The sequence below is a fragment of the Phormidium sp. CCY1219 genome (assembly GCF_055795085.1).
Genome location: NZ_JAYFEQ010000738.1, coordinates 1 through 12,896, shown reverse-complemented (window position 1 = coordinate 12,896; position 12,896 = coordinate 1). Strand labels below are relative to the sequence as shown.

The window sequence follows — 12,896 nt, the reverse complement described above, 5'->3', positions numbered from 1 at the left end:
GACTGAAAGCCTTACAGGACAAATATTTGAGTCGGTTTCAACCCACTTGAGCTGTAAGACGGGGGATTTATCCCCCGTCGGGTGTTGCTGAAAGCCTTACAGGACAAATATTTGAGTCGGTTTCAACCCACTTGAGCTGTAAGACGGGGGATTTATCCCCCGTGGGGTGCTATTCGGCTACTTTCGCCTTTCGCCCGTGGGTTGAAACCGGCCTCAGTATCTCACTCATAAAAAGACAACTCCAACCTCGCCTCATCTGCCATTTGCTGGCGCAGAGACAGAGGCAAAATCACCTCTCCCTTCGGTCGCCAATCGCGCAAGCGCATCAACACATTGATATCCCCCAATCGAATCCAAGCGCGATAGTAGGCATCCTCGGGACTTCGCGACGCCAGCACCCGCAACAGCCGATCGCGCTCCTCGGTCTTGCTCGCATATCGCCTCACTAGCTCTCTCACATTATCGTAGGCCACCGGCTCGAAGGTGAGATGACGCACTGTATTATCCACATAGCGATCGGCAAAGCCCCGGGGAAAGCGCAGCAGCAGCAACTTGCGGGGCAGATAGAAATTAAACCCCCAAGCCCCCTCCAACTCTGCGGCCACCTCGTCGGATCCGGGCAACTCCCCATTGCGACGCATTTTCCGCAACATCTTCGGCACCTGGGGGTCCCCCCAGACCAACACAGTCAACCGGGGAGAGACAATCCGGTCCAAGCGGAAATTGTGCCATCCCATCTCCCCATCCGGGGTTTCCCCCCAGGCACTCAGGTACTTCGCCCGCCGCACGTAATGCAGGCAAACCGGATAGGTGCTCACCCAGCGCGTCTCCTCCCCGGACACCTCATATTCAAACCGCACCACCCCAGAAGAAGCAGTCCGCCACAGTTGTTCCAACTGCTCCTGGTAGGTATCTACCCGGTCTTGCAGTGCGGGCGGTAAGATGTAATCGAGATGGATAAAAATCCGTCGGGGCTCGCAGGCCCCCGCCCCGGAAATGTCAGGAATTTCTGACCCGGAGGCTTCCCAGAAGGATTGAATCAACAGCTCTAAATTCGGCTGAATAAACGAAATATCCTCCAGCAGGGGCAGCAGTTCGTGAAATTGCGCCGCCGACAAGGTGATGGGGGAGGCGGTGGGTTCGCCGCGCGGCCATCGGTGCGGCGGCGCGGGCCACTCCTTTGGGGGAAGGCATTTATAGCATCCCCGGGAGACCCGCTGCAACCATCCCAAGTCCGCCAGGTGCTTCAGGTCATCGCGCAGGGTGCGGTGAACCGTAGCGAAGGGGCACCCTTGCCCGATCGCCTCCAGTTGGGAAGGGGTCAAGCCGGTGAGACGGATGGTTTCTTCCCGCCAATCCCCCTCCCAGTCAGACTCGCCGGCCTCCGTGACCAACTCTTGGAAAGTTCGGTGACAGATACAGTCCCAGTCATTGCAAGCCGGCACTGACTGGTTTTGCGCCAGTCGCTCCCTGGTGGAGTGAGTGGAGGAAAACAGGCGATCGCGCAATTGCGAGTAAGCGAACCCCTCCTCCCAGTCGCGCCCCCAAGGAGACGGCGGACCATAAAGCTTGCTCAACAGCACCCACAATCGCAGCGATCGCACCATGCGATTGCCAAGCTGACCCGCCGCCAACCACTGCAAAATCTCCGGTGTGGGCGGATAGGTAAACTCCACAGCCATTGTTAGAATACCCCCTTTCTATATGGATGCTATAGTAGCACGAAAGCGTTAGGAAAGCACCATGAGTCACAGGGAGTTAGGTATCCAATTGCACCTGAGCAAACATCAAGCCCCCAGCGGGTTGAACTATCAAAAACTCAGCCTGGAACTGACCCGACGCGATCGCATCCTGTACCCCGAGGAACTCAGGGCGATCGAGCTACCCCCCGGCATCGACAGCACCCAAGGGGTCGTCATCAGCGGACGCGGACCGATTTGGTTATATGGCCACTTAGTCCACGAACTGCACCCCACCGCCTGGGTCGCCTGTCACGACCCGCGCAAAGGCGCAGTGGTCGTGGCGACCCACGCGCGAGAGGTGAGTATCGGGCAAGTGTTGCAATTAGAGCCGCCAGAGAGTACCCTGCACCCGGCACTCCTAGTGGTCGGTCCCCCGGATAGCGGCAAAAGCGTATTGTCCCACGCCTTGTTTCGCACCCTGCTGGCGATCGACCCGAACATCTACCTACAGCGGGCCAACTGGGATGGGGAAGGGAACTATGTTTTTGAATTGCCCGCAGATACAGACCCAGAGCAATTTAAAGCCGCTAACAAAGGCGGACTGACCCCAGAATTTTTCCCCGATCGCGGCCAAGCGATACTAAAATTGAGATTACAGAAAAATTTAACAATTGTAGATGTGGGTGGTATGGTACAACCAGAGAAGCAGCCCATATTAGAGGCTTGTACCCACTATCTGATTATCAGTTCCCAACCCGAAGCGGTGGAACCCTGGCACGAGTTTTGCCGCGATCGGGGAAATTTGATTCCCCTTGCCGTGATTCATAGTACATTAGACTCATGCGAAACCATTCACCAACAGCACCCCTATTTGGAAATCACCTGCGGCCCGTGGACCTGCGGGAGTGCCACCACCATACCGGCGGCGTTGATGGAACGGGTTAAAGGATTGCTCACCTCCAGCACGCCTTAATATTAGTTTGCCTGATGACTCTCAACTGTGTATTTAATCCCAGATAACGAGAATGACTTGTTTAGCTGATACAGATGCTTTATCCATTGCCCAACAGGCGGTCTGGATATTAGGCAATTGGGCAGGCGCTTCCCTCCCTTTACGCGATCGCGGCCCCGATTCCGAGGCGGTGGGGCGAGCGAAGAAGATGTTAGGATGGCCGACGATCGCACCGAGCGATAGTCCGATCGCGTTAAAACCCCTGCGTCTGTTGTTTGACGCAGTGAAGCTTTCCCAAGGGCAAGACCGACCCCATTACTGGCCGGCAATTTACCTAGAAGATAGCAACAACTATCCGCCGATTCCCTATCCGATCGCCACACAAGCGCCAGCGATCGAGCAGCTCAAACCCCCAATTCGAGCGGCGATAAATTCCCTGAGCGAAACTCACTGGAACCAACTGTCGGTGCTGATGTTAATTCTGGAGAAATTTGGCGCTTACCTGGGGTGGGGCGAAAGCGATAACGTGGCGCTGTTGGACTTAGCGAAAACCACCGCTACCGTTGCTGCTGCGCTGGCGCAACGCTCGGATGCCAGTGAGTTAACATTAATTGCGGGAGATTTATCCGGAATTCAAAAGTTTATTTATACGATTTCTTCCGAGGGTGCGTTAAAATCCCTGCGGGCGCGCAGTTTTTACCTGGAACTGGTCACGCAGGAGGTGGTAGAGCAACTGTTATCTGAATTGAATTTACCGCGCACCAATGTGATTTATGCCGGTGGGGGGAATTTGTATTTGCTGGCACCGGGTGATGATGGAAACTCGGTGAAAAATCAGATAAGCAAAGTGCGCGATCGCTGTAACCGATGGCTGCTAAAAGCCTTTCAGGGCAAAATATTTTTAGCTCTCGACTGCTTATCCTTTCCCGCCGATGCAGTGGGAACCAATGCATTTGCCCAAGTGTGGGAAAAAGCAACTAAACAACTGGCGGGACAGAAATCGCGCAAATTTAACCAGCAAATTTCCCAACTGCTCAAACCCACACCCGCCTACGAACCCTGTGGGGTTTGCCATCGAGACGATCTGCCAAGTCTCAAACCATTAAATCCGCACGAACCTAACTCTTGTTTGGCATGTTGGACTTGTCGCACCATGTCTGACCTCGGAGCCAAGCTATTTAAAACTCAGGCGATCGTGCGGGACAAACGTTCCACGATTAAAGGTGCGAAAGACCGATTGAGCATTGGGCAAAGCTACTATTACCTCTTTGAAAAATGGGAAACCGCCCAAGCTGTCGCCAACGAACAATCTACTGTATTTTTAATCAACGATTGGAGTTTAGAACGTTACAAAACAGGCAATCCCGTTCCCCTTCTCCTCGGAAACTACGGTCAGCGCAGCCAAGAACCCAGTGAAGATTCCCACAATCCGGGATTTATGAATGCCCGGGAAATGGCAGCAATTGCCAAAGGAATCAAACGAGTGGCTTCTTTGCGAATGGATGTAGACCGCCTCGGACAGATATTTGCCAAAGGATTGGGAGACAAGCAGACGTTACCCCGACTTGCCGCACTGTCGCGCCAAATGAGTTATTTCTTTAAAGTTTACTTAAACAGTTTGGCAAAGAATCGACAGGAGAATCTATCGGAAAACGCCAAACAACTCTCTGGCAACTCTCGACCGAACCTCTTGTTTATTTATGCGGGCGGCGATGACTTGTTCGTGAGCGGGGCGTGGAATGAAGTGGTAGAATTTGCCTTTGACGTTTACCAAGCTTTTCGCGCCTATACCGGCTACAATCCCGATATTACCCTTTCCGGGGGCATCAGCATCGACAGCGCCAAATTCCCCCTTTACCAAGCGGCAAATGCCTCGGGTAAAGCGGAAGAGGCGGCTAAAGAAAACGGTCGAGATAGCTTAGGGTTGTTCGCCCAAGTGTTCAAGTGGGACGAATGGCTCGGACGGGCTTCACTGGCGAATCTCGAGCTAAAGGCTCGGGAGGATTTAAAAGCAGAAGACCAGCCGCCAATTTCTGGCATTTTCCCCTTAGTCGAACGACTGGAAAACCAGCAAATCGAACTGGATTACGCTCGCAGCTTCGTTCGCAGCTTGTTAGCAACCGCTCAAATGCAAGAGCAAATGATTAAAGACATTGAAGAGAAGCGGAGGGTGCAAGTTTACCCGGGACAACTTCACGATATTCGGTACTATTTGCATTTACCGCGAATGGCGTACACTTTAGCGCGATTACCTCAGCATGTTAGGGAAAAGCCGGAATTTGCGCCGGTGCGAAAATCCCTCACTAATCCTTATAACGCGCCCTACTTTCGGGCGATCGGCACTTGGCTAGAACTGTTGAACCGCTCTCAATCCCATGACTAACTCTCCCAATCGACCCAATCCTTCGAGACCACGCACTGCTCGAACAACACCTAGATCTCAGGAAAACCAACGTCAAGCAACAAATATCACCCAAGAGATTATTGCAAAAATTGATGGGTTACAAGGCAGCTTACAAACCTATCCGATTCGCGACTTGGTGCATCACGCCGAACAATTTGGTCCCTATCTCAAGCAGCAGCGCTTAGAGACGAACCAAGTGCGAAAATTTTTAGATGCCATCAATCGGCTTAAATCCATCCTCGCTCAAGAAAACGACTTTTCCAAAATTGAAACAGAAGTAGTGCTGCTCAAGCCCAAATTAGCCTATGCAGCCGCTCGCGAAAAAGCGGCTATCCCATTGAGCAAAGTCATCTCAAAAGCCATTGACAAAGTAGACAAGGCAGAAGACTTCGAGCGCTTAGTGCAGTTCATCGAATCGATTATTGCCTATCACAAAGCAGAAGGAGGAAAATAAAAATGCCAGCCGCAACCGAACAAAAAGCATTATTGGGGAAATTTCGTCTCACCAGCACTCTGAAAGTCGAAACCGGACTGCATATCGGTGGAGGTGGAGAAAACCTCGATATCGGCGGATTGGATAAACCCGTGATTCGCGACCCCCTGACACAGCATCCTTATCTCCCCGGTTCTTCGATTAAGGGAAAATTACGAGCCATCCTGGAACGATTGCTCAACAAACCGCTCAACCGATTCGGAGGAAGTGGGGTTTATCGTTACGAGAGCGACGATTTAGAAGAGGGCTATACGGAAATTGACGGGCAGCTTATTCACTATGAAGGCGCGTTGACTTGTCCGATTAGTCGAGTCTTTGGTTCCACCGGTGGGTCTAACTGCTGGGTTAAAACTTCCATTGCCACGAGTCAGGGATTGGAGCACAGTGGTACGCGCACGATCGAGGGGGAAGAATATACCAAAATCAAAGGGCGAAACGCTCCCGCTCGTTTGATTGTCCGGGATTGCCATTTGCTCCCGGAATCAGCCGACAAGCTGAAAAAAATCGATACGGGATTGCACATGACCGAGTGGAAGTTTGAAAACAGTATCGATCGCATTACTTCAGCGGCGAATCCCCGTCAGTTTGAGCGGGTTCCTGCAGGGTCGGAGTTCAAGTTTGAACTGGTCTATACGGTAGAAAATCCGCAGCAAGCGGAAGAAGATTTGCGAAACATCGCGATCGCCTTGGCAATCCTGGAAGATGACGCCCTCGGGGGACATGGGTCTCGCGGTTACGGCAAAATCAGTTTTCACAACTTTGACTTTTTCTATCGCAGCATCCACCAATACCGCCTGATTGCGGGCGGGGGTGGCGGTTCCCTCCAACCGATTAAGCAAGTAGAAACCACTCCAGAACTGTTAGAAAATTTCAACAGCTTAAATGAAGAAATCCAAAATTTGTTACCGGGAGAGGATGACGAATCGTGAGCGTTTGGAAATTAGTCAAACTCAAATTTGGTAACAGTCCGGTTCACTTTGGCGAAGTGGGAATCGGACTGGAGGAAAGCAGCGATCGCATTCGTTCCGATGCCCTGTTTAGCGCTTGGGTGAGCGCCTACGCGCGACTGTTTGGCAAAAATGCGGTAGAAGAATTGTTGCAGCGGTTTCTCAATTCCCCTCAACCGCCCGTGCGGATGAGTTCCACCTTTATTTACTCCCAAAGCGATGGAAAAAACGAGATTTACTACCTGCCTCGTCCCCTAAAATTTCCCATCAACTACCCTGACAACGATTTGGAGTTTTTCAAAACTTACAAAAAACTGACTTATCTGCCGATTCAGGTGTGGCATCGCTGGTATCAAGGGGAAGGATTTACAGACAGCGATGCCCGAGAATTGATTGCCCACACGAAAAAAGAACCATCGGATAGTACCGCATTAAATCGCGCCGGAACGTTTAACTACAACGATACCTCGAAAAGAGCGAAGCATCCCAAAATTGCGGTCGATCGCGTGACTGCAGCAACCAACCTTTACCATACCGGGTTCGTGCAATTTAAGTGGGAGCAACAGAATAACGAAATCCGCAGTTTATCCGGATTGTACTTTTTGCTTGAGTTTCCCGAGGAAGATAAACCCTTAGAAACCAACTTGCGCGCCGCCCTGAATCTCCTAGGCGAGGAAGGAATGGGAGGACGGCGAGCGAGCGGTGCGGGACGATTTGAAGTGGAGTGGGAATCTTCCTTACCTGATGAGTGGCAAAAAATCCTCAATCCTTCCTCGGAGATGAGTCTTCACTGTGCGATCGGTTTGTTTTGGGATGACGATGAATCGGTTTTGCAGCAGTTAATAACAGAGAAATGCAGCTATGAAATTCAAGAGCGCCGGGGGTGGATTTCCGGTTCTCCTTCGGGTCGCAATTTGCGCCGAAAATCCGTGCAAATGTTTCTCGAAGGCTCGGTTTTTCCCCGTCCTCCGTTGGGTAAATTGGCCGATGTGACCCCGGGAAATTTTACCAACCACAAAATCTATCGCAATGGCATCGCCTTGAGTCTTCCGATTAAAGTCAAGCGGGAGAAAATATCGCGCGGTTAATCAGTGAAGGGCGGGTTAATTTTGCCATTTTAGGGAAAGGAAAAGCCCGCTCGTTAAGTGCAATTTTGCAGTAAAAAAAGCGCGTTTTCCGGCGAGACATAGCGGATAGTTGTTTTTTCTCCAGTTTGACGCCGAGTTACAATTGAACAATGGTTACTCATCAACATCCCGATATTCAAAAACCCAATGTTTGCGAGGCGAAGCGGATTCGTCTTATTAGTCCGATATTGCACATCGGCTCGGAAGTACAACGCTTAAATCCCTTTGAGTACGTGCAAACTTCCAATCGCGTTTTTCTGCCCAATCCAGAATTCCTGGCAAAAGCGCTCAAACAGCGCGGTTATTTGGAAGATTACATTACGGCGATCGAAAATCGCGAAAGTATTGTAGAATTGTTAGAAAATGCGTTTGGTAACAACTGGAAAGGGGCTAAAACTCCGAATGGCGAACCAATTTTTTTAGATGGCTTTATCAATCGCAAATGGCCAGAGGAACAGGTAACTGACCTGCGACCAATGATTAGAAATGGCATGGGACAGTTTTATATTCCCGGGTCTTCAATTAAGGGAGCCATCCGAACGGCGATCGCCTACCACCTGCTGAAACATGCCCAACAGTATCAGGTTCACCAAGCCCATCGGGTGAGCGCGATCGAGCAAACCCTGCGGCAAAAACTCCAGGGAAATGGTCTTTCCAAGTATAACCAAAAACGCTTGGATGACCAGTTGTTTGAAAAAAGTTTGTTTTGTGATTTTGACTTAACCTACCAGGGAAAGGCCATCCGGGCAAAACTCGGACCGAACACGGATTTTATGCGAGCAATTCACGTAAGCGATTCTCAGCCGTTGGTGGAGCATAAAGTAGCCAACAAACAAGGCAAGGAAATTCCTTACAACATTCCGGTGGTAGCTGAAGTAATAGTATCCAGTCACTTTCCTGGCTATAAAGCCAAGTATCGCGCTTCGATTTATGCAGAAATGGTGCGAAAAGTGCGAACGGAGTTTACCCTTTCCCTAGATACGGAAATGCTCTCCTGGTTCTCCCACAAGCAAGGGATGAAGCTACCCTTTCAAAGCGTTGACGATATTTTAAGCATCTGCCAAGAATTCGCACAAGGGCAATGGGATTTTGAACATGATTACTGGGATGACATCAAAACCAACCCGAAGGCAATGGATCGCAATTTAGACTTCAGTCAAATTCGGGAGATTTACGAACCGGAAACCTGTCCCTACCAATTGAGGTTGGGGTGGGGGAGCGGAATGCGGGGGACGACGGTTAACTTGCTGCTTCCAGATGACTTAGTTGCAAATATCCGGGACGTTTGCGGTATTTCTGCGCCGGGATTTGAAGCCCCGAAATCCAGACGCACAGTGGTCGGTCCGAGAGGAGATATCAAATACGTTCCGGGATGGGTGAAGTTTAAGGAGTTGAACAAGGAATGCTAATCCGATCGACCTGGACTCTATCTGTGGCGCAACCCACGGTTTTACGTCGTTCTTATCATTTGGAATTAGTCAAAGAATTGCATCGGCGCATGGGATGGGAGATGGCTGGAAATCAGACACCTGTAGTTGCTTTTTCTGGGTTGGTGGGTTATTGCAGCACTTCTAAGGAATTTTGTACCTTTCAACCGGAGGAAGCGTACCGTTTATCCCTGTGCGGATTGAACGAAATGGCGGCTAAAGCGATCGCGGATCTGGAATTATCGGATACCCTGGAATTTCTCGGGTCGGAATTTACCGTGAGCGATCGCGAAGACGAAATCTCCAGTTACGAACAGCTTTACACCACATTAGTCGCCAACGAACCGGAACCGCTCCGGAAGTTTAACCTACAATTTACCACACCCACAGCTTTTTCACAACAACAGATTTATTTACCCCTACCAGTTCCCACGTTGATGTTCCAAAGTTGGTTGACCCGGTGGAACGAATTTGCTCCTGTTTACCTTGGAAGTGACGAACTGATTGCCTATTTAAGTCAAGCGGTCGTGCTTCCAAAACACAAAATTAAGACCCGTTTGTTTCATCTTCACCGCAACTTTATCAGTGGCTTTATCGGCGAGGTTAACCTGAACGTTCGCAGCCGCGCCGATCCATTATTGGCCAATGTGGCTCACTTGCTCTTGCGCTATGCCGAATTTTGCGGTACTGGCATCAAAACCCGCTTGGGCATGGGACAAACTCTCGTCAACGAATAGAATGCAAGGAGAACCTAATGAGAACTACTCTAATTTGTACTGTAGGTACCAGCTTGTTGAATAATCTCAAACGAGCTGAAGAGTCTATCAAGGAAGTTTGGGAGTCCAAAAATTGGAATCAACTCTCGTTGTTGCTGCTAGAACGAGAGAATACCGACCGTTTGTGTGGGGCAGAAATCAACTCCATATCGCGTATCTGTGAGAAAGGGTTCCTCGCTGACCGCCTGCGTTTGATTTTTCTCGTCTCTGATACGGACGATGGCAAAGCAATGGGACAACTGCTCAAGCTCTATTACGAACGCACTAAAAACCCTTTGCAATTTCAACAGGTTGAGGTTCGAGAGCTAAAAGGCTTGCGCGATGATAATGTGAAAGCATTTACCCAAGAGGGATTAAAAAACCTGGTGCGCGAAATCAGCACCGAGGTGCGAAATTTCTCCCCAGAAGCGATCGCCATTAATGCCACGGGCGGCTACAAAGCCCAGATTTCCTTCGCAGGAATGATTGGCCAAGCGCTGGAAATTCCAGTATATTATCTATTTGAAAAGTTCTCCGAAGTCATCGAGTTACCACCGCAACCCGTGGCTTTGGATCTGGCGTTTTGGCTGAATCACTATCTGTTATTCGAACAGCTAGAAACCGAGCAAATCCTTGACAAGTCGCAAGTTGAAGAGAACTTGGATAGCGAGTTAGTGCAGTCCCTCCTCGACGAGGAAGATATCGACGGTACGGTTCACCTCTCCCTGTCGGCGATGGGCGTTCTGTTTAACGAGCGATCGCGCCTCCAATTTGCCAAACAAGAAACTTCGATTTTAGCACTCATTCCTCAAGACGATACCGACCCCACGCGCAAACCTATGAAGTTGAGTGACGACCATCATGGGAAGGATGTCTTGGCGGCTTTCGCGAAAAAAATCCGCTGTTCACCCTATGTTACCAAAATTGTCAATTCCCTGTCATTTAATCCCAAGTTGAAGACACCAATTCGGCGAACTTATCCAAATGGAATCGTCGAATTTGTTTTAACTTGGACCGATCCGGGTTACGGGTTGTGCATTCAAACTACTGGGCGGAATTTGGCTGAAACGAATACGATTGCTTTACACCTGCAAAAAGAGTTTACTTCCTAAAATCCGAGCAGCGAAAAGGTTTTAACCACTGCGATCGGGCAATCAAGGGAGGTGTCTATTCATTGGGGCGATGCGTTACCCCCGATATTCGATTGGGTTATTCCAGTCGGAATTGACGGCGGGGGTAACGCATCCTACGGGTATTTATTTCTAATGAGAGGGATGCAAGATATCGGCTCAAACCCTTTAACCGGTGGTGCGATCGCGCAACCAAGCAGCTAAGTCAGCTTCACTGGAAAAATCCAGCAACCCCTCGCTTACTGCTTCTAACTGCACCTTTGATAACTGTTGCACCGCCAAATCTAACTTTCATCTCTCTCGCCTCAACCGGAACTTTTTTGGCGATTACTCCTGCAAAAATCCGCATCAGTCAAAACCCAGTGGGGGGATTGTCTGTTTCCGTCACCCCGCCCCCACTCCACCGGATCGCTCTATAATGCATGGGCGCGCTGACTTTTTCCTATCCCCAATGCACTACAGTGTAAAATTGTCTGTAAACTGCTGTAAAGACGCTTGTCTTGAATTCCGTTGGAGTAGCAAAAAATGACTGTTTGGATCGCGACGGTTGCTTGGGGAGTGGGTTCCGTGTTATGGGCAGAACTGGTGCGCGATTTGTACCACACTTTGGCTCATATTTTCCCGCCTCTGTATCGGTTGCACGTTTGGCATCATCGGGTATTTCGTCCCGATTTAACTCCCGCTAGCGATAAAATCTATCGAGACGCGCACTGGCGCAATGACGTGCCAGAAGCGCTGGTAATGTTGTCGTTTGGGATTGGTTTGTGGGCAGTGGCGCATTTTTGCATGCCCCAGCAGCAATGGGTGACACTGGTGGGTTGCGTTTATACCCTGGGATTTTTAGGTAGCGCGATCGCCCGGGGCGCTGGAATTACTGGGGCAGATGAATTAACCGATTTGACTCATCAACCGGGTCCTTTCACTGCGCCTCCCTCCCGCTGGATGGTGAACCGTACCTATCACTGGCGGCATCATTTCGACAATCAAAATGCTTATTTTTGCGGTACGTTTACTTTTGTGGATAAACTGATGGGCACAGCATTCTCTTTGAAAGGCAAAACGGTGGCGGTAACTGGGGCATCGGGAACCCTCGGGCGATCGCTGCTGCAACAACTTCACGGGGCGGGGGCTAAAATTATCGCCCTCACTTCTGGCAATCAACCGATTACTTTAACCCACCAGGGTGAAGCATTAGAGGTGAAAACCATTACCTGGAAAGTTGGTGCAGAATCGGAGTTGGCAGACGTATTGGAAAAGGCGGATATTCTAATTCTCAATCATGGAATCAATCCGCATGGCGATCGCACCCCGGAAGCTATTTCCCTCTCCTATGAGGTCAATACCTTCTCTTCTTTGCGTCTGTTAAATCTATTCTTTACCACCGTTCGTACCAATCAAGATATTGCTCGCAAAGAAGTATGGGTCAATACGTCAGAAGCGGAAGTTAGCCCTGCGTTTAGTCCCTTGTACGAACTTACCAAACGGGCGATCGGGGAGTTGGTCACTCTGCGCCGTCTGGATGCGCCTTGTGTGGTGCGAAAACTGATTCTCGGTCCGTTCAAAAGCAATTTGAATCCCATTGGTGTGCTGTCAGCAGATTGGGTTGCTGGGCAAATTATCAAGCAAGCGAAATCCGATGCTCGCAATATCATTGTCACGATAAATCCCCTGACATTTGTGGCGTTTCCGCTGAAAGAGTTTTTTGTCTCTTGGTATTTTAAGCTGTTTAGTCGCAAAGCTGTTTCCGATATCTCTGGGATGGAATCTCAAGCGGTTGTCAATACTCCGAAATAAATTATCGGCTATTGTCGGGTGGGTGTTGTTCACCCGACAATTTGATTTGTCGGAAATTGTCGGGAATTGTCGGGAATTGTTGGATGTTGTTGAAATTCGGAGCCGATTAAAATATTGACTGTTGGGGGATAATGGTGGTAAAATGGAGGTAAAGTTCCCTGGTTCAGGTAGGGCAATTAAGCAAG

The 12,896-nt window shown here is 49.9% G+C and carries 11 protein-coding genes; 9 read left to right on the top strand and 2 right to left on the bottom strand.

The window, feature by feature from the left end:
• Positions 1–221: 221 nt before the first annotated feature.
• Entirely contained in the window at positions 222–1,682 is a 1,461-nt protein-coding gene (locus AC0QH1_RS22455; RefSeq protein WP_324633581.1) for a TIGR03985 family CRISPR-associated protein, read from the bottom strand.
• Positions 1,683–1,743: 61 nt separating this feature from the next.
• Between AC0QH1_RS22455 and crn3 the strand changes: the two genes are divergently transcribed.
• From crn3 to AC0QH1_RS22415, 8 genes are all read left to right on the top strand, one after another.
• Positions 1,744–2,655, top strand: coding sequence for a CRISPR-associated ring nuclease Crn3/Csx3 (gene crn3, locus AC0QH1_RS22450; RefSeq protein WP_324633580.1), 912 nt, complete (start codon positions 1,744–1,746; stop codon positions 2,653–2,655).
• A gap of 52 nt (positions 2,656–2,707) precedes the next feature.
• On the top strand, positions 2,708–5,017 hold the full coding sequence (gene cas10 / locus AC0QH1_RS22445; RefSeq protein WP_324633579.1) for a type III-A CRISPR-associated protein Cas10/Csm1: 2,310 nt from the start codon (positions 2,708–2,710) through the stop codon (positions 5,015–5,017).
• Positions 5,010–5,492: a type III-A CRISPR-associated protein Csm2 gene (gene csm2 / locus AC0QH1_RS22440; protein WP_324633578.1), complete on the top strand. Its 483-nt coding sequence runs from the start codon at positions 5,010–5,012 to the stop codon at positions 5,490–5,492. Before cas10 ends, csm2 begins: the two co-directional genes overlap by 8 nt.
• A 2-nt stretch (positions 5,493–5,494) precedes the next feature.
• The gene (gene csm3, locus AC0QH1_RS22435) at positions 5,495–6,460 is read left to right on the top strand and encodes a type III-A CRISPR-associated RAMP protein Csm3 (RefSeq protein WP_324633577.1); all 966 of its coding nucleotides are present in this window, start codon (positions 5,495–5,497) and stop codon (positions 6,458–6,460) included.
• A complete protein-coding gene (csm4, locus tag AC0QH1_RS22430; protein ID WP_324633576.1) occupies positions 6,457–7,566 on the top strand; it encodes a type III-A CRISPR-associated RAMP protein Csm4 in 1,110 nt (369 codons plus the stop codon). The genes csm3 and csm4 overlap by 4 nt, the downstream gene beginning before the upstream one ends.
• A 149-nt stretch (positions 7,567–7,715) precedes the next feature.
• Positions 7,716–9,014 carry a type III-A CRISPR-associated RAMP protein Csm5 gene (gene csm5 / locus AC0QH1_RS22425; protein WP_324633575.1) on the top strand — a complete coding sequence of 433 codons (1,299 nt, stop codon included), beginning with the start codon at positions 7,716–7,718 and terminating at the stop codon, positions 9,012–9,014.
• Positions 9,008–9,769, top strand: coding sequence for a CRISPR system precrRNA processing endoribonuclease RAMP protein Cas6 (gene cas6, locus AC0QH1_RS22420; protein WP_324633574.1), 762 nt, complete (start codon positions 9,008–9,010; stop codon positions 9,767–9,769). Before csm5 ends, cas6 begins: the two co-directional genes overlap by 7 nt.
• Before the next feature lie 17 nt (positions 9,770–9,786).
• Positions 9,787–10,899 (top strand): putative CRISPR-associated protein, encoded by a 1,113-nt coding sequence (locus AC0QH1_RS22415; protein WP_324633573.1) that lies wholly within the window; start codon positions 9,787–9,789, stop codon positions 10,897–10,899.
• Between the two features lie 186 nt (positions 10,900–11,085).
• Here the strand turns inward: AC0QH1_RS22415 and AC0QH1_RS22410 are convergent, their stop codons facing one another.
• Positions 11,086–11,193, bottom strand: a complete 108-nt coding sequence (locus AC0QH1_RS22410; RefSeq protein ID WP_324633572.1) for a DUF4351 domain-containing protein — start codon at positions 11,191–11,193, stop codon at positions 11,086–11,088.
• 249 nt (positions 11,194–11,442) lie between these two features.
• Here AC0QH1_RS22410 and AC0QH1_RS22405 point away from each other — a divergent pair, with 249 nt between their 5' ends.
• Positions 11,443–12,711: a bifunctional sterol desaturase/short chain dehydrogenase gene (locus tag AC0QH1_RS22405; protein WP_324633571.1), complete on the top strand. Its 1,269-nt coding sequence runs from the start codon at positions 11,443–11,445 to the stop codon at positions 12,709–12,711.
• The last annotated feature ends 185 nt before the right edge of the window (positions 12,712–12,896 follow it).

Excerpts from the sequence above, each read along its gene's own strand:
- AC0QH1_RS22405 (WP_324633571.1), top strand. The coding sequence starts at position 11,443 with ATGACTGTTTGGATCGCGACGGTTGCTTGGGGAGTGGGTTCCGTGTTA.
- cas6 (WP_324633574.1), top strand. The coding sequence starts at position 9,008 with ATGCTAATCCGATCGACCTGGACTCTATCTGTGGCGCAACCCACGGTT.
- csm3 (WP_324633577.1), top strand. The coding sequence starts at position 5,495 with ATGCCAGCCGCAACCGAACAAAAAGCATTATTGGGGAAATTTCGTCTC.
- csm5 (WP_324633575.1), top strand. The coding sequence starts at position 7,716 with ATGGTTACTCATCAACATCCCGATATTCAAAAACCCAATGTTTGCGAG.
- AC0QH1_RS22415 (WP_324633573.1), top strand. The coding sequence starts at position 9,787 with ATGAGAACTACTCTAATTTGTACTGTAGGTACCAGCTTGTTGAATAAT.
- crn3 (WP_324633580.1), top strand. The coding sequence starts at position 1,744 with ATGAGTCACAGGGAGTTAGGTATCCAATTGCACCTGAGCAAACATCAA.
- csm2 (WP_324633578.1), top strand. The coding sequence starts at position 5,010 with ATGACTAACTCTCCCAATCGACCCAATCCTTCGAGACCACGCACTGCT.
- cas10 (WP_324633579.1), top strand. The coding sequence starts at position 2,708 with ATGACTTGTTTAGCTGATACAGATGCTTTATCCATTGCCCAACAGGCG.
- AC0QH1_RS22455 (WP_324633581.1), bottom strand. The coding sequence starts at position 1,682 with ATGGCTGTGGAGTTTACCTATCCGCCCACACCGGAGATTTTGCAGTGG.